Below are 20975 nucleotides of genomic sequence, written 5' to 3' on the forward strand. Positions count from 1 at the left end.
GGGTGAAAGCCGGTGCAAGCTGATACAGCAACAGGCAAAGCTGTTCCTAAACTCGTCCAGCCGACGAAGGCGTCCAAATGGGCACATACGTTGAATGAGTTAAAAAGAAACAAGCATTACTATATTTTGATGAGTCCGTATATGCTCATTTTCTTCTTATTTACGGTCATTCCAGTCGTATTCTCTCTAGGTCTAAGCTTCTTTTATTTTAATATGCTCGAATTTCCGCGGTTTGTTGGCTGGCAAAACTATTCAAGGCTGTTTCTTAACGACGATGTATTCATGATTGCCTTGAAAAATACCTTTATGTTCGCAGTCATTACCGGTCCGGTCAGCTATATCGCTTGTTTTCTATTTGCATGGATCATCAATGAGCTGTCACCGAAGATTCGTGCGATTATGACCTTGATTTTTTATGCGCCATCCATTTCCGGAAATGTGTTTTTTATATGGCTGATCGTATTTTCCGGGGATAGCTACGGCTATTTGAATGGATTTCTGATCAAATATGGATTTATGCTGGAACCGATTTTATGGCTGACGAATGAGAAATATATTTTGCCCATCGTAATTCTCGTCCAGCTATGGCTCAGTTTAGGCACGAGCTTTCTCGCCTTTATCGCCGGCCTGCAAACCATTGACCAGACGCTGATAGAAGCGGGCGCCGTTGACGGCATAAACAATCGTTGGCAGGAATTGTGGTTTATTACGCTGCCTTCCATGAGACCCCAGCTATTATTCGGCGCTGTCCTGCAAATTACCGGGGCATTCGCAGTTGCCGATATCTCCATTGCGCTGGCTGGCTTTCCGAGCGTCAACTATGCTGCGCATACGGTCGTTACGCACCTTATGGATTACGGCTCGATTCGCTTTGAGATGGGCTACGCGTCGGCCATTGCGACGGTTCTTTTTGCCATTATGCTTGGAACGAATATGTTGACGCAGAAAATGCTGCGAAAGGTCGGTGAGTGACGTTGGCGATGAAAATGCTCGCGGTCCTGCGAACGCCCAAAAAGCTCAATCGTTCCTTTACAGTCAGCTTTTTGCTGTTTGCGCTCCTTGCCTTATTCGGTGCGTTTATGGCACTGCCCTTGATTTATGCTGTGAACAATGCGTTTAAGCCGCTTGATGAACTATTTATTTTTCCGCCACGCCTATTTGTGAACAACCCGACAATGGATAATTTCTTTGATCTGGTGGCGTTGATGGGCAATTCGTGGGTGCCGCTCACGCGATATATCGCTAATACGGTAATCATTACAATTGTCGGTACGGCCGGGCATATTTTACTCGCCTCGGCAGCGGCATATCCGCTGGCTAAATACCGATTTTTAGGGGCCAAAACGTTATTCTCTATCGTTGTGCTGTCGCTGATGTTTTCCGGGCATGTGACGGCCATTCCTAACTATATGGTAATGTCCTGGCTGGGATGGATTAATACACATGCATCCATTATTGTGCCGTCACTCGCTTTTCCATTGGGTCTATTTCTTATGAAGCAATTTATGGAGCAAATACCGGATGCCTTGCTGGAGGCGGCGAAAATTGACGGCGCTAATGAATACCGGATTTACTGGAGCATTGTAATGCCCAATGTGAAGCCTGCATGGTTAACGCTCATGATTTTACAGTTTCCAATGCTGTGGGGGACCGATGGGGGCAGCTTTATCTATAGCGAGAACTTAAAGACGCTGCATTATGCTTTAGGTCAAATTACGCAAGGAGGAATTGCCAGAGCAGGAGTTGGTGCGGCAGTTGCGCTGATCTTGATGGTTGTTCCAATTACACTCTTTATCATTTCCCAGAGCAGCGTCATTCAGACGATGGCCACTTCCGGAATGAAAGAGTAGAAGGGAGCCGTGCAGGATGTTGAAAAGCGGATTACGGACAAGGGCAGCTCTTCTTCTTGCCTTATGCTGCCTAATCGGTTTGTCTACCGGAGGCGCGATGGTCCAAGCGGCAGAGGATGCAGGATCTTATCATTATTCATTTTGGGGAAATACGGTTGCTGCTCCCGCGGCTTATCAAGCAACCAAGTTATGGAACGGCGAGAGTCTGGGAGTTGGCCCGTTAAAAGAACCGAGCGATCTGCATGTGACGGCCGATAAGCAAATTTATTTGCTCGATACGGGAAATAATCGTGTAGTTATTTTGAATCAACAATTTCAGCTGGTGCGAATAATAGCTTCTTTCGTCCAGAAGGGTAAAGAGGAAACGTTCCAGCATCCTCAAGGATTATTCGTAACGGATGAGAACCATGTGTTTATTGCGGATACGGGGCATCAAAGGGTAGTTCATCTCGATCAGGACGACAAGCTGGTGAAGGTAATCGAAGCGCCGAAGTCCGAGCTGCTGCAGGATGGTTTCAAATTTGAACCTATTAGAGTTGTCGCAGATAAGGCGCAGCGAATTTATGTGATGGCAGCTGGCGTATTTGACGGGTTTATGGAATTTAATGCGAATGGCGAATTCACATCGTTTATCGGCGCCAACCGCGTGTTTTTCAGCCCAGTCGAATATTTCTGGAAAATGCTGTCCACCCAAGCGCAGCGGAGCCAGATGGTGATGTTCACGCCGACGGAATTTTCGAATTTGGATATTAACGATGAAGGCTTCCTTTACGCGACAAATAGTCAATCGCAAAACAACGTCAGAAAATTGAATGCGCAGGGGAGCGACATTTTAAGGGAAGAGGGTTATTTCCCACCGGAAGGAGACATTCGGTTCACTACGGCTGATGGCCCTACGCGATTGGTCGATATCGATGTCACGGACAGCGAGATGTACGCCATTTTGGATGCCAACAGAGGCCGAATCTTCACTTACAATGGTGACGGACACTTCATGTACGTTTTCGGTGGGCTGGGCAATCAATTGGGTGAATTCCATACACCAGTGGCGATTGAGCGCGTTGGTGATGATTACCTCATATTGGATAAGGCGCTTGGTGAAATCACGGTATTTCAATCGACCGAATACGGCCGCACATTGAACGAAGCGGTCAGGAGTTATTATAAAGGCGATGAAGAGCAGGCCAACACGTTGTTCCAACAGACGATCAACATGAATGCAAATCTGGAATTCGCTTATGCAGGAATTGGCAAAGCGCTGATTCGCCAGGGCGATTATGGCGAGGCCATGAAATATTTTAAACAAAGCATGGATCAACGAGGATATTCAAAGGCGTTTCTGCTCTATCGCAAGCAGGTGCTGCGGGAACATTTTACTGCGATTATGACGGGTATTCTTGGACTTGTGTTAGTTGCCTTGCTTATGAAAAAGTATCGAAAAAAGAAAGGGGGACGTCAGGTTGCCTCCATTGAACAGTGAGCTGTATAAATACCCTTTCTATCTCATTATGCATCCCTTTAATGGCTACTGGGAGCTGAAATATGACCGTAGCCAAAAGGCGAACATCGTCATTTCTTTTGTGATTTTGTTTTTGCTGGCCTTGACCAATATTATGCAGAGCCAGTACAGCGGGTTTGTGGTCAATCTCGTTAACCCAAATGGAATGAACAGCTTTATGGAGATTTTGTATGTCGTTGTTCCCGTATTGTTTTGGTGCGTGGCCAATTGGTCGCTGACGACGTTAATGGATGGGGAAGGGAAATTTGTCGACATCTTTACTTCAACATGCTTTGCTTTAATTCCGCTCGTTATCATTCATTTTCCATGGATCTGGTTGAGTAATTTGATTTCGCTTCAGGAGACGGCGTTTTATCATTTTTCCAGCAGCATCGCCATGATATGGTGCATGTTTCTGCTCTTTGTCGGCAATATGACGGTTCATCAATATACGCCGTCCAAGACGATTGGGACCATCATTTTGACTATTGCAGCTATGGGATTCATGGCCTTCTTAAGCTTATTGTTCTTTAGTTTAATTCAGCAGATGCTGGCTTTTATATCGGTTATTTATCAAGAAATGGTTTTGAGAAGTTAAGGGAGGAGGCATAGAGATGAATATAGCCAAAAATGCCCTGTTGATCGCATGCTTCCTGGTCGGGATTATCATTGCAGGCTGCTCTGTTACGCCATCTGGCAATCAAAGGGAGGAAGATGGGCAGGCTACGCCGGTATTTTCGCAGGGGAAGGCCTTGAGCGCTGCTTTCACAGACTCTCGTGTCGCCGGTATGAAGGGAGTAGCCGAAAACGACCAGCTGCGGCTATTCGTAGATGATCAGACTGGGGCGATAGCCGTTCTTATCAAACAAACAGGTGAAATATGGAACAGCAACCCGCTTGATCGTGACTCGGATTCGCTCGCTACGGGAGTAAACAAGGATCTATTGTCCTCTCAAATAAAGATTGATTTTTATAACAGCTTTGGCCAGATCAACTCTATCAATTCCTATACAGACAGTGTTGCCCATAAGCAGATCAATGTCACCGAAATTCCAAGTGGGATCAGTGTGTCTTATCAATTTGGTACGACCACAAAAACGGCAGAGGATTTACCCCAAATGTTAAGCAAGGCCCGTTTCGAGGCATTGTCGGGCAAGCTGGACAAATCGGGGAGAAGAGCATTGCTCATCGCTTATACAGCGGATACGGAAAAAGCGGTATATGCAAGAAATGACAGCGCATTGAATGGGCTTCAATTGGAGCGGGCGCTCGCTGCATTGGACGAAGCAGGATATACAGAAGCGGAGCTGCAGGAGGACATGGCCGAGCTTCATTTTACACAGGAGAAGCCCGCCGCGCGCATTTTTCAAGCATCGATTGAATATACGCTGGATGCCGATAGCCTAGTCGCCAAAATTCCCGTTTCCAGCATCCGTTATCCGGATGAATATCCCGTTAACACTATTTCACTCCTCAGCTTTTTTGGCGCAGGAGGGACGGATGAGGACGGCTCAATGTTTGTTCCGGACGGCTCAGGCGCACTTATCCACTTTAACAATGGAAAAACCAAATATCCGGCCTATCAGCAGCTTGTCTATGGGGCGGATCAAACGATAGACAGAACCGAGAATGCTGCTAGAGAACAGAAGGTGAGGCTCCCCGTGTTCGGGATTATTCGGGAGGGCGGAGCTTTTCTCGGGATCATTGAGGAGGGCGCATCTGTTGCTACCATCCATGCGGACATTGGTGGCAGGTTAAACAGCTACAACTATGTTTATCCGAATTTCTATGTGATCAATAAGGGCACAGTTAGCCTGGATGGGAATGGGCAGCAGCGTTCTCTCCCAAAATTTCAAGAAAACCCGATGAAAAGCGATTATACTATCCGTTATGCATTTCTAAGTGGCAAGCAAGCTTCTTACCAAGGAATGGCTCGTTATTATCAGCAATATTTGGAGAAAAATAATGGATTGCTTAAGCACGAAGCAGACGATACGACAGCGGATACTCCCTTCTATTTGCAGCTCGTTGGAAGCATATCCAAGCAGAAGCACTTCGTGGGCATTCCCTATCAGGCACTTGAACCGCTTACGACATTCGAGCAAGCACAAACCATTGTCGAGCGTCTGCAGCAGCGTAAGATAAGCGATATTAAGCTCAAGTATGCGGGCTGGTTCAATGAAGGTCTCGATCATAAAGTTCCTGACCGTGTTTTGGTTGATAAGGAGATCGGGGGAAGCAAGGGAATGCAGGAATTTGTGTCGTTTGCCCAGAGCAAAGGGATTTCTCTGTTTCCGGAAGTTGCCATATTGACTGCGCTTACAGGAGAAGGGTTCAATGAGTCGGATGATGCTTCAAGAACGCTAAGAGAGGTGCCTGCTATGCTTTATCCGCTTGATCTGGCATTGAATCGCCGTGATATAACCAAATCGCCGTCCTATGTCATATCCCCACGGCTCGTCGTAGGCTATACGGATTCCATGCTCAAAGGCATTCGTGATTTTCAGACGGGAGGCCTCTCGCTGCAGGATTTGGCCGATCAATTAAATAGTGATTTCCGTAAAAACAAGCAAATAGATCGAACGGTGTCCGAAGCCATATCGGGCGAAGCGCTGGACAAAATCCGGGATGAAAAGTTGAAGGTGATGGCTAACGGCGGAAATGCCTATGCGCTGCCTTATTTGTCCGATATTACGCATGCACCGTTGTCGAGCAGCGGATTTAAGCTTGAGGATGAAGAAATACCATTCTATCAAATGGTCATTCGCGGATTTATCGAATACGCGGGGGCACCGTATAATCTTTCTACTTATACGAATGAAAAGCAATATGTGCTGAAAAATTTGGAATATGGAGCGGGCGTTTATTTCGAATGGATTTACGAGCCGAACTATAAGGTGAAGGATACTGAATACAATCATCTCTATGCTGTCAATTACAAGCTATGGATCGATAAAGCCTCGGAGATCTATCACGAAGTGAACGCCGTTCTGAGGAGCGTTCGAAACGAGCGGATTACCGCGCATGAAAAGCTGGATGAAGGCGTATATAAGACGGTTTATGGGAATGGAATATACGTGATTGTGAACTATAACCGCACTCAAGTAACGGTTGAAGGCAGGACGGTAGAAGCCGAGAGCTATATTACGGGTGGTGAACGCTCTTGAAGCTTATAACGAAGCTCGGGTTGAAGCAGCAGACTTATGCGCAGCAGAAGGCTTTTTTAGGTTTTATATTTGTTCTGCCCTGGCTGCTGGGATTTGTTTTTTTCTTTTTTATTCCGGTGGTCTCCTCCTTACGCTACAGCTTTAGTACTATAACGGCTAACTCGGAGGGGCTCAGCATCCAATTTATCGGATTTTCAAACTTTGTGGAGGCTTTGACGATCAATACGAGCTTTAATCGCATATTGACGGAAGCGATTGTGGATATGGTCATAAATGTACCGTTGATCGTTATATTCAGTTTGTTTTTAGCCGTATTGCTGAATCAGAAATTTTTCGGCAGAGCCGTTGCAAGGTCGATCTTTTTTCTGCCTGTCATTTTGGCCTCGGGGGTTATTGTGACGCTTGAGAGCACAAGCTTGATTCAAGCGGTCAATGACCAAAATGCGGGCTCCAGCATCATCAATGCCTTTGGCGCTTATGAGCTGGCCGGATTAATGCTTGATGCGGGAGTTAATGAAGACATTGTCTTATATCTTACAGGGGCAGTCGACCGTATTTATCAAATTGTAAGTCAATCGGGCGTGCAGCTTTTGATCTTTCTAGCGGGCATCCAGACGATATCTCCTCAGCTGTATGAGGCGTCCAAGATGGAGGGAGCTACCGGCTATGAAGCATTTTGGAAGATTACGTTTCCGATGGTCAGCCCGCTCATTCTCGTCAATATGATCTATACGATTATCGATTCGTTCTCAAGGAATGACATGACGGAATTGATTCGGGAGACAGGCTTCACCACCTTTAACTTTGGCCTCAGCTCGGCGATGGCATGGCTCTATTTTCTGGCAATCATGATTATTTTGCTGATCAGCTCGTATTTTGTATCTAAAAGGGTGTTCTACCAAGACTAAAAGGAGCGTGAATGCCTTGATAATGGACCGATTATTATCGCTAGAAAGCTGGAAGCGGTGGCTGTGGTCGTTCGTTCGTTTAACTTTAATCGCAGGATTATCGTTCGTTATTCTTTATCCCATTCTTCAAAAGATTTCTACAGCGATCAAATCCAAGACAGATCTGTACTCACCGATTGTGATATGGATTCCACAAAATTATTCGCTGGATAATATAAAGCAGGCAATCGCCATTATGGATTATTGGCAGACGCTGCTGAACACGTTTGCGCTGTCGTCGACAACGACCATCCTGACGGCTGCCTCCTGTGCGCTTGCGGGCTATGCTTTTGCAAGACTTAAGTTTAAAGGGAGCAAGCTGCTTTTTGGAGGCGTCATTCTAACGATCATGGTTCCGCCTACCACTATACTTATTCCCGTGTATTTAAACTTGAAGGACTTTACCCTGATGGGCTTGATTCCTTTATTGACTGGAAAATCTGTCAATTTGCTGAACACGTATTGGCCGTTTATTTTAACCTCCGTAACGGCCAATTCCTTGAGAGCAGGGCTGTATATTTTTATTTTTCGCCAATTTTTCAGAGGGGTGCCCAAGGAGGTGGAGGAGGCCGCTTATATGGATGGTGCGGGTGTCGGGCAGACGTTTTTGCGCATTATGCTGCCTAATGCGCTGCCGGCAATTGTAACCGTGTTGCTGTTCTCGTTCGTATGGCAGTGGAATGACAGCTTCTTTACGACAACCTACTTGACGTCAAGCAAAGTGATGTCTACCCAATTGGCTTCCTTGCCTTATAATTTATCGATCTTTCTTCAAGACGGCGCCTCCTCGAAAGCTGACCCGTTTTACTTGAGCATGGTACAGGATACGGGAATTCTGCTCGCGATTTTGCCGCTAATTATTCTTTATTTGTTTGTGCAGCGCTACTTTGTCGAAAGTATCGAGCGGACAGGACTTGTTGGATAAGAGATACACCTAAGCAGAAGAAACGATAGATTTGGATCGACAGCTGGGAAATGGATTATTTCCTCGGTCGGGAGGCTGCTGCCTGCCGCGATTCTTCTGTCCTTGCCCCAGCTAGCTGCATTTATTGGCGCTGGGCGTGTGCTGCCTTGGATTGGATTATGGACTACCATGCCATCTGTAATTATATGGCTTGCTGTATTATCACTAGTAAATTTAACGAATCTGGCATGCCGTTACCGATTTTATTTCCAGACTAGATAGGGGGATTCCAGGTCTTTTTCCGATGTGAATTTATTTCAGTACATTAGCCCATTCCCTATGCGAATGTCCTTCATACGATATACGGTGCCTTATGTTGGATAGCAGTATTAATCATCTACTCAAAGGGAGATGTGGTTATTGAGATCAAAAACGAAGCTTACCGGGCGCGTTATTTTTAAAGGCGATACGGGTTATGAAGCGGCACGTAAAAATTGGGATCCCCATACGGACAAATTTCCTAAAGTATTTGTTTTTGCTCAAAGAACACGGGATGTGGCCAATGCGATAAAATGGGCCCGTGAGAATAAGGTACCGATTCGCCCAAGAAGTGGCAGACATTCTCTTGAAGTCAATCTTTCACAGGTCAACGGAGGAATTGTCATTGATGTAAGCGATATGAAGAAAATTAAATTAAATAAAAAATGTGGAACGGCTGTTGTCCAGACGGGCAATCGGGTGGGAAGAATCGCAAACACGCTTGCACGGCAAGGTTTTATAGCTCCGTTTGGCGACAGCCCTTCCGTTGGCATCGGCGGAATTACACTTGGTGGGGGAATCGGGCCGCTCCAACGGTCGATTGGCCTCATCAGCGACAATCTTCTCGAACTCGAAATGGTTGACGCGAAGGGCAGAATTATTCGTGCCAACAAAAAGTGCAATTCTGATCTGCTATGGGCTTCCCGCGGGGGTGGTGGCGGCAACTTTGGCGTATACACCAAATACAAATTTAAAGTACATCGTGCGCCAGCTAAGGCGACCGTATATCGTATCACCTGGCCATGGGATCAATTCGAAGCGGTACTCAAAGCTTGGCAAAAATGGGCGCCTTTCGTCAATAACAAGCTAGGCAGCGAATTATCGATCGGCCCGAAAAAAGGCGGCAATGTTTCCATGGAAGGGCTGTTCCTCGGATCAAAAACGGAGGCGATCCGCCTATTAAAGCCCGTTACGAGCGTCGGAACGCCAACGAGCAGCATCATCCGGTTGCTGCCGTACACGGAAGCCGTGAAGTTTTTATTGCCTCCCGATCCAGTGCTGACGCAAAGGTACAGTAATCAATTCTCTTCTGGTTTCGGAAGGAAGCCGTTTCCCGATAAAGCGATAAAGTCCATGCGCACATTTTTAGAAAACGTAGAGGGGGGGTTCGCGGGATTCTTTTTCCTCAACTGGGGCGGGGCTGTAAGCCGTAAAGCGCCTCGATCAACGGCATTTTACTGGCGTAAAGCGAAGTTCTATGTCGAGTGGAACAGTTCATGGATCAAGCAATCGGAAGCCGCCAAAAATATCGCCATCGTTCGCAGGACACGCCGGAAGCTGCAGCCTTATATCGTAGGGTCCTATATAAACGTTCCTGACCAAGGAATAAAAAATTCCGGGCCGGTATACTATGGAGCCAACTATCCTAGACTGCGGAGAATAAAAGCTAAATATGACCCTAAAAATGTGTTTAGAAATCCCCAAAGTATTACTCCGGCTCGCCGAGCAACGGTTAAATAACTATTTTTCCGGCTAGCTGGCCCAGTGATTTTCCTAAAATTAAAAACTCCTTCGTTGTAGGCAAGCAGGCAACGAAGGAGAATAAATATAGGGGTGTACCAGCTGGCTCCCACAAGCTCTTGATGGATGGACGAGCTTGTGGGAGCCAGCCAGTGTCGTAACAAGTTCTTCAATTTTCAAAGTAACCCTATATTTAATGATGTTTTGGAGGAAGAGTTTGCGTGTTATCCTATACAGGATAATAGATCGAAAATGGATTGATTTGCTGAGATCTTGCAAAAGCTAACCTTTCAAAGCAAGGGAGAAAACTTATGAATGTGGAACGAACATTGGTAATTAGCGATATCCATGGCTGTTACCAGGAGTTTATAGAGCTCTTGGAAAAAGTCGATTATCGTGCAGTAAAAGACAGACTGATTCTTCTGGGGGATTATGTAAGCAGAGGGCCGGAAAGCAAAGAGGTTGTTGACCTAGTCAAGCATTTAGTCCAAGAGCAGGGGGCAATAGCGCTGCAAGGCAACCATGACCATCGTTTTGTTAGGGTGATAGAGAATCAGGCGAGTGAAAAAGAAATCATCACATTTTTTGAAAATGGCGGAAGCGAAACTTTACAAAGTTATGGCAAGGCCACCAAAAGCAATGGTTTAGATCATTTGAAGGAAGTACGAGATGTGATTATGGGGGAGCTTTCTTCTCATATGGACTTTCTGAAAAATCTTCCTTGCTATTACGAGGATAACGATTACATCTATGTGCATGCAGGTTTAAATCCTTTAGTATCCCAATTATCTGAGTAGAATGTCCATGACTTGCTTTATATCAAGGAGGAGTTTTACAGGAACAAAACCCGTATGGAAAAGGTTGTTGTCTTTGGACATACGGTTACAAAGGATATTCACGGTTCCTGTGAGATCTGGCTGGGCGGAGACAAGATAGGTATTGACGGTGGTTGTTCCTTTGGAGGACAGCTCAATTGCCTAGAGCTGGTTCATGGCAAAGTCGGCCGATTTTACATCATCCATTCAAAATGCTGATGTTATCCATATGCTTTACAATTGCGAAGCAGAATATTGAAAGCGCTTTAATTTTGCGTGGACAAAAAGGGGTGATGGTGATAATATTGTTTCTACAAGAAACAATATTATTTTAAAAGAATATAATTTTTCGGGCAGCCAACCATTACGCATACTAAAAACGCTCAGGGCTGGTGGATTTCAATCTGTATGTGCATGAGCGTAGCGAAAGGAATGGGAGTTATTATGAGTATGATAGAAACTACTATCGCATCCTTTGACGGTACAAAGCTTTATTTCAGTAAAAATGTGGTGAGTGATGCAAAGGCCGCAGTTGTAGTCGTTCATGGCTTATGCGAGCATGCTGGACGCTACGATTATTTGACGGAGAAATTAAACAGGCGTGGTTTTAATGTATATCGTTTTGACCATCGCGGGCATGCCAGGTCAGAAGGTCCGCGCACCTTCTACAACGACTTTCATCAAATGATTGACGATGTAAATGGCATTGTTGAGGCGGCATTGCAAGAGAGCGGCGATACCCCTCTTTTTGTGATCGGGCATAGTATGGGAGGCTTTGCATCCTCTTCTTTTGGAACCAAATACCCAGGCAAAGTAAAAGGGATTGTTTTATCAGGAGCGCTTACCCGTTATCATACGAAGGTTGCCGGAGAACTGCCGCTATCGCTTCCTTCGGGCACGTATTTTCCAAACGAGCTTGGCAGTGGAGTATGCAGTGATCCAGAGGTTGTATCCGCTTACGCTAATGATCCGCTAGTAGAAAAGCAAATTTCTGTAGATCTATTCAATAGCCTAGGGGATGGAGTGGAGTGGCTAAAACAACATGCGAAGAAATTTGTTGATCCGGTTTTAGTGCTGCATGGAGCTAATGACGGGCTTGTAAGCGAACAAGACTCACGTGATTTTTACGGAGATATTGCTTCTACTGATAAAACGTTGAAAATTTATGCTCATCTCATGCACGAAATATTTAACGAACCAAGTCGCGACGAGGTCATTGAAGAAGCCATTTCTTGGATTGAACAACGAATCTGATTTCTATAAAAGATGAATTTTTAAGACGAAAGGGATCACCAATGAAATTAGAATGGATGGGCAACCATCGAGCACTTATTGAGAAGATCATTAAGTACGGGAATGCTTACTCGAACACCTATAAGCTGCAGCGAAGCTATGGAACAGATGTGATGTTCTCTGCCTCGCAAATTCAGACGCTGGAATATATTCTGGAAGCTGAGGACAAGGACGAGAAAATGTCGGAAATGGCAGCACGTCTTGGCGTTAGCCGCAGCACTTTTTCCAAAAACGTAAAAAATTTAGAGGAAAAAGGCTTATTGGAGAAATATCATTTAAGCGGAAACCGCAAAGATATATATGTAAAACCTTCTGCCGAAGGACGCGAGGTGTATGCAAAATACACGGAATTTGTCCGCCAAATTTGCTTTGATGATATTTTTCAGTATGCGGACAAAGTGTCAGAGGCGGACAAGGAAAACTTCATTCGTATTTTAGATTTATTTGCTGACGTGCTGCTATGGTATGGTGAAAAAGAACAAGAGCCGCGCAAGCTAATAAAAATTGATGCTGTAAATGAATAAATCCGCTACTAACAGTGAACGTGGAGTAATTCATCCTCTATTTAAAAGGAATTTCCCCTCAGGCGGTAAAATGGCTTGAAGGGAAATTCCTTTTTTTATATTTATTGAAGCTAAATTTCTAGCCTTCCAATTCCACAACCTTTGTCGCAACATGCTTGCAAAACTCGCTGTCATGCTCCACAAATAGGATGGTCGGCGAATGCTCCCGCAGCAGTTCTTCGATCTGCATCCGGGAAATGATGTCAATAAAATTGAGCGGTTCATCCCAAATGTACAGGTGGGCGGGCTCGCAAAGGCTTTTGGCGATCAGTACCTTCTTCTTTTGGCCGCCGCTGAAGGAGGCTATGTCCTTATCAAATTGGGCACGAGAAAAATCAAGCTTCCTTAAAATCGCTTTGAACAAGCTTTCATCGATCCCTTGGCTTTCGGCGTAAGCTGACAAATGGCCTCGCAAATGCGCAGTGTCCTGCGATACATAGGAAATTTTCAGTTGGCTTCCTATGCGGAGCGCCCCGGAGAAGGGAATTTCCTCGCCATAAATCAGCTTAAGGAGACTTGATTTTCCGGAGCCGTTCGGGCCAGCAAGCGCAATGCGATCGCCTTGCTCAATTGTGAAGCTGACGTCGCTGCAAACCGGCTTCTCGCCGTACTGAATCGAGACGTGATCCAGCTCAATTAGCTGGGACTTGTGATAAGCTACTTGCGAAATTTTGAGGCTTTCCGAGCTTTCAACATTTTTCAGCAGCTGGGATTTTTCGTCGATCGCCGATTGCTGCCTGTGCTCAAGCGACTTGGACCGCTTCATCATCTTCGCGGCCTTGTGCCCGATGTATCCTTTATCGACCTTGGAGCCAGAATTACGGGTGCCATTTTTTGTTTTCTCCACCTCATGCGACCAGCTGCTCGTTCGTTTTGCCGCCTCGTTCAGCCGCTTGACGTCCTTGCGCAGCTTCTCGTTCTCGGCCATCTCAAAGTGGTCCTGGCGTTGTTTATTTTCCCACCAATCGGAAAAATGTCCTCTCTGAATTTCAATGCTGGTTTTGTTGATCGACAGAATATGGTCCACGCAGTTGTCAAGAAATGCCCGGTCATGGGATACGAGAATAAAGCCGTTCTTGGCTTTCAAATAATCGCTGACCAGCTTTCTGGCATGGATGTCCAGATGGTTCGTCGGCTCATCGATGAGCAGAAAGCTGTTTTCCTTTAGAAACAAGGCAGCTAGCTGCACTTTCGTTTGTTCGCCGTTCGATAAAGTATCGAAGGGCCTGTATAAAACGTCCTCCGACACCTTGAGCAGGGAAAGCTCGCGCAGCAGCTCCCAATGCTGATAGTCCGGGCATATGTGGTCGATGATATCCAGCGTATTGTAGTCTTTATTTTTGATAGGGAATGGAAAATATTCAAAGCTGACATCGGCAGAAATGGTGCCATTGTATTCATAGCTGCCGAGCAGCAAATGAAGAAAGGTCGTTTTTCCCCGGCCATTTCTTCCTGTAAAGCCCAGTTTCCAGTCGGTATCGATTTGAAAGCTAACCTGGTCGAAGATGTTATCGTAGCTGCCTTCATAGGCAAATGTAAGATTCGTCACTTTAATTAAGGACATGAAAAATTCCCCCTTTTGAAAAAAAATAAAAAGAGCTACAAGAAAGTTACCCTTCTTGTAGCTCAAAAAAATACAGCAAATTCAGCCCGCTGCGGGCCAAATAAGCCTATATATTTGAGTGAAAAGAATAAGTAACTTTCTTGCACGCAAAGAACAAAACACGATGTTTTATTCTTCAAACGTTCAGCAAGAAAGTCTACATTATCCTCTTCAGCTCCTATCGTTAAGTTTAGTGAATTTTAACATATCCTTTGTTTGGTTGCAACCCTCGCTGCTTTAAATATGGATGCTATGAAAATGCCGCTCATTATGCGGGCTTGTTCGCCTTCTTTTTGCTGTCGATGCTGCCCTGAGCATTCAGTGCAGTTATCAGCTTGTCACCCTCGACATCGAGGTTAGGCAAAATGCGATCTAACCATTTTGGCAGCCACCAAGCTTTATCTCCGAAGACAGCCATGACGGCTGGAACCAGCGTCATACGGACAATGAATGCATCGATAAGGATGCCTATAGCCAGCGCGAAGCCGATCTGTTTGATCATGGCATCAGGTGCGAAAATGAATCCGGCAAAGACGGATACCATAATGACAGCAGCGGCAAGAACGATGCGGCTTGCTAGATCATAGCCGTGGACGACACTGTCCGTTCCTCTATGGCCATGCACATAAGACTCGCGCATAGAGCTGACAAGGAAAACCTGGTAATCCATCGCCAGTCCATAAAGAATGCCGGTAACAAGAATAGGCATAAAGCTTAGCAGCGGGCCGCCTGTGTCAAAGCCGAAGAGTGAATGCATCCATCCCCACTGGTAAACGGCTGTAGTAAGGCCGAACGTTGCAAGTATGCTGAGAATAAATCCGACCGTCGCTTTAATGGGAACGATGATCGAGCGAAACACAAGCAATAGAATAATGATAGACAGAATGACGATAATGCCGACATACAGAGGGAAAGCCTCCGACAGCTTAGACGACATATCAATATTAATAGCGGTGAACCCAGTAACGCCTAGCTTAATATCCGTATTTTGCGCAATGCTAGATTCTGGGGCACGCAGATCGTTTACTAGATCCTTCGTTGCCAGGTCCGTTGGGCCTGTTTTGGGAATCAGGCTAATAATCGCCATATTGCCCGTTTTATTCACACCCATCAGTGTGACGAGTGAAACATTGTCATGCTTTTGAAGCTCTTGGACGAGATTGCCGAGTTTTTCAGGAGTAAATGTATCGGAGGCATTTTGCGGCTCGCCCACCAGAAGCAGGGGACCGTTGAAGCCTTCTCCGAATCCTTTGGAAATCGCGTCATAGCTCTGCCTTGCAGCTGTATCGAGGTTTGCCGAGGCGCCAGAAGGAATCCCGAGCTCCATTTTCGTAACCGGAATCGCTGCCGTGCCTAGAACGATGATCACTCCGATAATAATAAGCCAGCGATATTTCACCGTTCCCTTAACCCAGCGAACCGAGATGCCATTCTGAACTTTATGGTCAGAGCTGCTGTTTTTCATGCGGACTTTAGGCGAGCAAATCCGTTCGCCTACGAATCCAAGCAGAGCAGGCAGAAGAGTCAGGGCTAGCAGCACCGTGACGAAAACCGTCACACCAGCAACCATTGCCATCGTCGACAAGAACTCAATGCCAATAACAAGCATGCCGAACAAAGCAATAATAACCGTTAATCCTGCAAAAAATACGGCGCTGCCAGCTGTACCTACAGCTCTGCTCGCAGCTTCACGCGCACTTAAGCCTTGGTCTAAAATCATGCGGCGTTGACGATTCACAATAAACAGGGAATAGTCGATACCGACAGCGAGTCCAATCATAATCGCCAAAATAGGCGTAATATCATTGACCGAAATGAATTTCGAGAGGGCATACGCGCCTCCAATGCTAATCGCTACGCCAAAAAGAGCGGTAAGCAGCGGCAGACCCGCAGCAACAACAGAGCCAAGCGTAATAATAAGCACAACGGCTGCCACGAGAAGCCCGATTGCTTCTGTCGAGCCTATGGCTGGCGTGCTCTTAAGCGAATCGCTAGGTATAGCTGTAATGCCGGAATTGTTCTGCTCGACGGCTGCGACGGCGTTGATTACAGCGTCTGGTACGGATTTGGGCAGGGAAGCCTGCTGCTCGGTGAATTGGAACTGGAACAGGGCAAGACCGCCATCAGATGAGAGCATGACCCCTATTACCGGAACGCCATCTACCATCAAAGGGCCATAAGGAGGCATTTCAGCGGCGCTTGGCTGTTCCGTTTGTGTTCCTTGGGCTGCTTGTGTTTCTTGGCTCGCCCCTGCAGCCGCGGCGCCCGTTTGGCTGCTATCAGCCGCTGCCGCCGCCGAAAGGCCAGCTTCCGCAGCTAATTTGGCAGGATTAATGACATAGTCTACATTATAAACGTCATTAACAGCCTTCTGGATTAAAGCTAAACGTTCCGGCGTATCCAAACGTTCACCAACAGGTACCGTAAAGGCAATGCTGGCTTGTCCGCCAGAGGCTTCGGGAAGCTCTTGCGTTAGTTGATCGAGTACCTTCTGCGATTCTGTGCCGGCAATTTTCATTTCGGAGCTGGAATGGATGCCGTTGACTGCGAGCATAGCGATTACGACGCCAAGAATAGCGATCCAGCCGATGAGAAATTGCCATGGCTTATCGTAAGCGGATTTCCCTAGCTTGTACAAAAATGTTGACATGTGATGTTAATCTCCTTTATATCATGACGAATGGTGGTCAGTGGTCATAAGTGGCTAGAAACCCTTCCGCAAATACTCGAACATCGAATTTAAATATTGCTCGAATGGGATCGCAGCTGTCGGTTCAGCTTCTGTCTCGCCCGGAAGCAGGACGTTCAGACTGCCGTCAAGTATCGGCACAAACGCTCCATAAACGGCTCCGACTAGAAGATGGGTATACCCGTCTTTATAACGTCCGCGGGCGAAGGGCTCCAATGCTTCCTGAGCTGCCATTTGCAAACGGCGGAAAACGCCCAGGATATACGGTTCAAGGGTAGGGTATTGCTTGGAAAGAGAGACGAATTTGCGAATTTTAAGCAAAAACTCAGCAGTAAACTGCATCTGCATCAGGCTGTACAAAACATCAAGCGGTGTCGCTGCTGGTGGCAAGCCCGCAAGTAATTTCTCATATTCCTCTACACTCGTTGTTGGGACAGCAACGGCAGCAACGGCGTCTTCTTTGCAGGAAAAATAGTTGGCAAACGTTCGTCTGGAATATCCGGCTTGCTGCACAACGTCGTCGACTACGAAGCCATCCAAACCTTTTTCAAGCGCGAGCTCGAAGGCGGCTTCGGCTAGGGCAGAGGCTGTCGCTTCTTTTTTTCTATCACGCAAGGTTTGTTTAGCGATCAATGACTACACCTCCTTTGTAAACTCGTATAAATCGAAAAAGCATATCTTATACAACTGTCATAAATATTATTGCCCAAAATGCAAAGATGCACAATGGGCAAGTTTTTCGATATTGTGAACGTTACTTAGAGAAATTGAACGTGATTTTTTCTTGGAAGCAACTATTGAAAATTTTAGATACAGATATTCGCATGCTCGCTACCTGCCAAGGGATTGAGCATGACCTTAGGCGTGTTCCTTTGAATATAGTATTTAAGTTAATATATTAAGTAAGTAAAGTGTTTTGCGAGAAGGTTTATTCTAAATCGATTTTTAATCGCGTTATTATAGGTAAGCTGATACTCGTTTAGCCGTTATTTTATGCGATCGCAATCTCAGATGATCGTTTGATAGAACTTTAATGAGGAGGCGGATTTTGGTGAGCCAATCACAATTGGACCTTTTACTAGAAGGCTTGGAGGCGGGGAGCCTGCTTACGGAACCAACATTTTTTGAACTGGATGCTGATCAATATTTAGATAGGCGTGATGCGAATGATAACGAATGGATTACGGCTTCAGAGCGATGGGAGCTCTATGCTGATGGTTCTGATGTGGAAGAGAGCGAACAAATACGCGCGGGGCGTGAACAAGCGTTTAAGCAAGCATTTCGCTTGACAGAAAACCATGATTTGGCGGGGTATATAAGCGATGATATTCGTTTGATCTGCATGGCTTTAAAGCAGGGCGGGGGCGAAGATCCGGTTATTAAGCAGATGCTATCTTCCTATTTGCAAGGCCAATTGCCTTTCTTAAGCTAGATGCCGTATATGGAATAATCGTGATGTGCCGCACCGTAACCGTTTCATTTAAGGCAGCTAGAACAAGGGATAACCCCTATGCCTAGCTGTCTTTTTGCTTGCATCATTGCCGCTGCCTGAAGGCATAGTCGCTTTAACTATTTTTCCCGTGAAAAAAATCAATCAGCCCCTCCGTTAATTGTTGATGCGAGCGGCTAATAAAGCGATCCGTACAGTACATCAGCTCCATATGGCGTACAGGCGTAGGCCCTGTAAAAGGGATAGCTACAATGTCCAGGCGTTCTGGAAATAGACGAAGCAAGCCTTTCGGCTGAATAGTAGCGCCTACCCCAGCAGAAACTAATTGCAGCAAGGAATGAGCCGAGCTGGTTTCCATAACAGTAGCTAATTCGAAGCCTTCTTTGATGCAAACCTCATCCACTAAATCACGGCCGAGAAAGCCTTTCGGATACATAACTAATGCATGCTGCTCCAGCTCTTGCAGCGTAATTTTCTTTCGGTTAGCAAGCTCGCTTGCTGCATGAACGAAGAGCTGATAGGGCTCCGAGCCAAGCGGGACTTGAATTAATCTTTTATCAGGCAGGCCTTGCAAGCCAATACCGATATCGACTTTATGGCTAAGCACTTCTTCTTGCACATGGATAGTTGAGAAAACCTGCAGCTGGATGTGAGGATACTTCGTCTTAAATGCAACGAACAGCGGGACGAGCTGAAAATCCAAATCCGAGGGTAGCACGGCCAGACGGACAGTGCCGCCTTCTCCAGATAGAAGCTCCTTTATCGCATTTTTGGCATCCCGTTCTGCTTGCAGCATCTTAACCCCGTAATGCGCCAGGAGCTTGCCGGCTTCCGTTGCCACCACCTTTTTACCGATGCGGTCAAAAAGCGGCGTGCCGAGCTCAGCTTCAAGGATGCGAATTTGCTGGCTTAATGTGGGCTGTGAGATGCCAAGCCTTTCGGCAGCCTTCGTAAAATGAAGCAGCTCAAATACGGCCATAAAGTACTGTATATTGCGATTGTCCATACAGCAGCTCCTTTGAATGATAGTATTTTACTATCATTATAATATAAATTATAAAATTGATCGATGAAACGTGGCGCCATATACTTGATGAAGGGTTACCAAGCTAAATAGAGAGAGGCAGCACGTATGAAAAAATATTTTTTATTGTTAGCCATATTTATCGCAGCTTTAAATCTAAGACCGATTATTACATCGGTTGCCCCTTTGCTTCGTACGATGCAAAACGATTTGGCAATGAGTGGACTGACCGCGAGTCTGCTAACGACATTGCCTGTCTTATGCATGGGGATTTTTGCTCCAGCGGCAACCGCGTTACGTGATCGAGTAGGTCTTGAGCGAACTATTTTTATTGCATTATTTCTCATTACAGGGGCAACCGCTTTGCGGGGGATCGTTAGCTCCGTCTTTATATTGATTGTAAGTGCGCTAGTTGGCGGAATCGGAATCAGCTTGGCAGGGCCGCTGCTGTCGGGGTTTATTAAAAAATATTTCCCCACAAAGCCCGGCATTGTAAGTGTGTATTCCGCTTCGATGACCGTAGGGGCAGCCATTGCCTCTGCATTTGCCATACCTTTATACAATCGCAGCAATCACAGCTTAACGCTGACTTTGTCATGCTGGGCTATTTTCGGCGTGGCGGCCTTAATTGTTTGGTCGGCTTTTCTTGGAAACAGGGGGAGCAAGGGGAACGAGGGGAACGAGGGGAACAAGGAGAGCCAAGAAAGCTTAGTACGATCTAGCTCGAAGCTGCCAATCCGCAATAAAAAAGCGGTTATGTTAACCTTATTTTTCGGATTGATGGCCAGTGTGTTTTATTCGGTTACGGCGTGGATTTCACCGATCGCCCTAAATTTCGGGTACAGCGCAGCAAGCGCGGCTATGCTCCTTACCGTGTTTACGATTATTCAAATTCCGGTATCGTTGACGATTCCCTTTCTTGTAGCTAGGTCTGGGAAACGGCGATTTTATCTGGTCCTTTGCAGTGTGTCTGAGCTAATCGGGATTGTTATGCTGCTCTTCCATCTGCCGATGCTGCCAGCTGTAATATTGCTTGGCATTGGAGCGGGAGGATTGTTTCCACTGGCGCTTATGCTGCCGATTGTCGAAACGGATACACCAGAGGAGGCAGGAGCATGGTCAGCGATGTCTCAGTGTGGGGGCTACATCATTGGCGCAATGGGGCCCTTATTAATTGGGGCGATTTATGATCGTAGTGGGAGCTTTATGGCTGCGCTATTTACGCTGCTTGCTGTTATTGTGGTGATGATTGGGGTGCAGGTGGTTATAACTGGGGGGAAGGGGAGGGTCAGGCAAGTGTGTAAATCAACATAAGATATTATTGACTTTAATAGACTTGAGACTACCTCTACGGTTATTGATACGAGGGGAATTGACAGTAATATTAGTAAAG

17 protein-coding genes are annotated in these 20975 nt (G+C 46.1%); 13 read left to right on the forward strand and 4 right to left on the reverse strand.

From position 1 onward, the window contains the following. The first annotated feature begins 12 nt into the window (after positions 1–12). The 11 genes from BBD42_RS21170 to BBD42_RS21220 all read left to right on the forward strand — a co-directional run bounded on the left by BBD42_RS21170 (position 13) and on the right by BBD42_RS21220 (position 12777). Positions 13–972 (forward strand): carbohydrate ABC transporter permease, encoded by a 960-nt coding sequence (locus BBD42_RS21170; protein WP_172455578.1) that lies wholly within the window; start codon positions 13–15, stop codon positions 970–972. Positions 973–980: 8 nt separating this feature from the next. Beyond that, positions 981–1850, forward strand: coding sequence for a carbohydrate ABC transporter permease (locus BBD42_RS21175; protein WP_099521734.1), 870 nt, complete (start codon positions 981–983; stop codon positions 1848–1850). 16 nt (positions 1851–1866) lie between these two features. Beyond that, a complete protein-coding gene (locus tag BBD42_RS21180; RefSeq protein ID WP_099519763.1) occupies positions 1867–3330 on the forward strand; it encodes an NHL repeat-containing protein in 1464 nt (487 codons plus the stop codon). Then, on the forward strand, positions 3311–3946 hold the full coding sequence (locus BBD42_RS21185) for a YIP1 family protein (RefSeq protein WP_481855893.1): 636 nt from the start codon (positions 3311–3313) through the stop codon (positions 3944–3946). The genes BBD42_RS21180 and BBD42_RS21185 overlap by 20 nt, the downstream gene beginning before the upstream one ends. 16 nt (positions 3947–3962) lie before the next feature. After that, positions 3963–6515, forward strand: coding sequence for a DUF5696 domain-containing protein (locus tag BBD42_RS21190; RefSeq protein ID WP_099519764.1), 2553 nt, complete (start codon positions 3963–3965; stop codon positions 6513–6515). Then, positions 6512–7423 (forward strand): carbohydrate ABC transporter permease, encoded by a 912-nt coding sequence (locus BBD42_RS21195; RefSeq protein ID WP_099519765.1) that lies wholly within the window; start codon positions 6512–6514, stop codon positions 7421–7423. Before BBD42_RS21190 ends, BBD42_RS21195 begins: the two co-directional genes overlap by 4 nt. 22 nt (positions 7424–7445) lie before the next feature. After that, on the forward strand, positions 7446–8387 hold the full coding sequence (locus BBD42_RS21200) for a carbohydrate ABC transporter permease (protein ID WP_481855985.1): 942 nt from the start codon (positions 7446–7448) through the stop codon (positions 8385–8387). A 399-nt stretch (positions 8388–8786) separates the two neighbouring features. Then, positions 8787–10145, forward strand: coding sequence for an FAD-binding oxidoreductase (locus tag BBD42_RS21205; RefSeq protein WP_099519767.1), 1359 nt, complete (start codon positions 8787–8789; stop codon positions 10143–10145). Between the two features lie 311 nt (positions 10146–10456). Beyond that, positions 10457–10942, forward strand: a complete 486-nt coding sequence (locus BBD42_RS21210) for a metallophosphoesterase (protein WP_237163182.1) — start codon at positions 10457–10459, stop codon at positions 10940–10942. Between the two features lie 468 nt (positions 10943–11410). Beyond that, the gene (locus BBD42_RS21215) at positions 11411–12214 is read left to right on the forward strand and encodes an alpha/beta hydrolase (RefSeq protein WP_237163183.1); all 804 of its coding nucleotides are present in this window, start codon (positions 11411–11413) and stop codon (positions 12212–12214) included. A 41-nt stretch (positions 12215–12255) separates the two neighbouring features. Then, complete coding sequence (locus BBD42_RS21220) at positions 12256–12777, forward strand: MarR family winged helix-turn-helix transcriptional regulator (protein ID WP_099519768.1); 522 nt, start codon at positions 12256–12258, stop codon at positions 12775–12777. 118 nt (positions 12778–12895) lie between these two features. Here the strand turns inward: BBD42_RS21220 and BBD42_RS21225 are convergent, their stop codons facing one another. The 3 genes from BBD42_RS21225 to BBD42_RS21235 all read right to left on the reverse strand — a co-directional run bounded on the left by BBD42_RS21225 (position 12896) and on the right by BBD42_RS21235 (position 17741). Next, entirely contained in the window at positions 12896–14380 is a 1485-nt protein-coding gene (locus BBD42_RS21225; RefSeq protein WP_099519769.1) for an Lsa family ABC-F type ribosomal protection protein, read from the reverse strand. Between the two features lie 307 nt (positions 14381–14687). Continuing rightward, complete coding sequence (locus BBD42_RS21230) at positions 14688–17069, reverse strand: MMPL family transporter (RefSeq protein WP_099519770.1); 2382 nt, start codon at positions 17067–17069, stop codon at positions 14688–14690. Between the two features lie 54 nt (positions 17070–17123). Beyond that, the gene (locus BBD42_RS21235; RefSeq protein ID WP_237163184.1) at positions 17124–17741 is read right to left on the reverse strand and encodes a TetR/AcrR family transcriptional regulator; all 618 of its coding nucleotides are present in this window, start codon (positions 17739–17741) and stop codon (positions 17124–17126) included. Between the two features lie 418 nt (positions 17742–18159). Between BBD42_RS21235 and BBD42_RS21240 the strand changes: the two genes are divergently transcribed. After that, entirely contained in the window at positions 18160–18540 is a 381-nt protein-coding gene (locus tag BBD42_RS21240) for a hypothetical protein (RefSeq protein WP_099519771.1), read from the forward strand. A gap of 133 nt (positions 18541–18673) precedes the next feature. On the opposite strand, the gene BBD42_RS21245 is transcribed toward BBD42_RS21240, so the two are convergent. Then, positions 18674–19564, reverse strand: coding sequence for a LysR family transcriptional regulator (locus BBD42_RS21245; protein ID WP_099519772.1), 891 nt, complete (start codon positions 19562–19564; stop codon positions 18674–18676). Between the two features lie 126 nt (positions 19565–19690). Here BBD42_RS21245 and BBD42_RS21250 point away from each other — a divergent pair, with 126 nt between their 5' ends. Continuing rightward, the gene (locus tag BBD42_RS21250; protein WP_099519773.1) at positions 19691–20896 is read left to right on the forward strand and encodes an MFS transporter; all 1206 of its coding nucleotides are present in this window, start codon (positions 19691–19693) and stop codon (positions 20894–20896) included. Positions 20897–20975 lie beyond the last annotated feature (79 nt).

The organism is Paenibacillus sp. BIHB 4019, from assembly GCF_002741035.1.
GTDB lineage: Bacteria > Bacillota > Bacilli > Paenibacillales > Paenibacillaceae > Pristimantibacillus.

Coding starts and splice junctions, on each gene's coding strand:
- BBD42_RS21245 (WP_099519772.1), bottom strand. CDS start 19,564: ATGGACAATCGCAATATACAGTACTTTATGGCCGTATTTGAGCTGCTT.
- BBD42_RS21225 (WP_099519769.1), bottom strand. CDS start 14,380: ATGTCCTTAATTAAAGTGACGAATCTTACATTTGCCTATGAAGGCAGC.
- BBD42_RS21200 (WP_481855985.1), top strand. CDS start 7,446: ATGGACCGATTATTATCGCTAGAAAGCTGGAAGCGGTGGCTGTGGTCG.
- BBD42_RS21210 (WP_237163182.1), top strand. CDS start 10,457: ATGAATGTGGAACGAACATTGGTAATTAGCGATATCCATGGCTGTTAC.
- BBD42_RS21220 (WP_099519768.1), top strand. CDS start 12,256: ATGAAATTAGAATGGATGGGCAACCATCGAGCACTTATTGAGAAGATC.
- BBD42_RS21250 (WP_099519773.1), top strand. CDS start 19,691: ATGAAAAAATATTTTTTATTGTTAGCCATATTTATCGCAGCTTTAAAT.
- BBD42_RS21215 (WP_237163183.1), top strand. CDS start 11,411: ATGATAGAAACTACTATCGCATCCTTTGACGGTACAAAGCTTTATTTC.
- BBD42_RS21180 (WP_099519763.1), top strand. CDS start 1,867: ATGTTGAAAAGCGGATTACGGACAAGGGCAGCTCTTCTTCTTGCCTTA.
- BBD42_RS21175 (WP_099521734.1), top strand. CDS start 981: ATGAAAATGCTCGCGGTCCTGCGAACGCCCAAAAAGCTCAATCGTTCC.
- BBD42_RS21230 (WP_099519770.1), bottom strand. CDS start 17,069: ATGTCAACATTTTTGTACAAGCTAGGGAAATCCGCTTACGATAAGCCA.
- BBD42_RS21190 (WP_099519764.1), top strand. CDS start 3,963: ATGAATATAGCCAAAAATGCCCTGTTGATCGCATGCTTCCTGGTCGGG.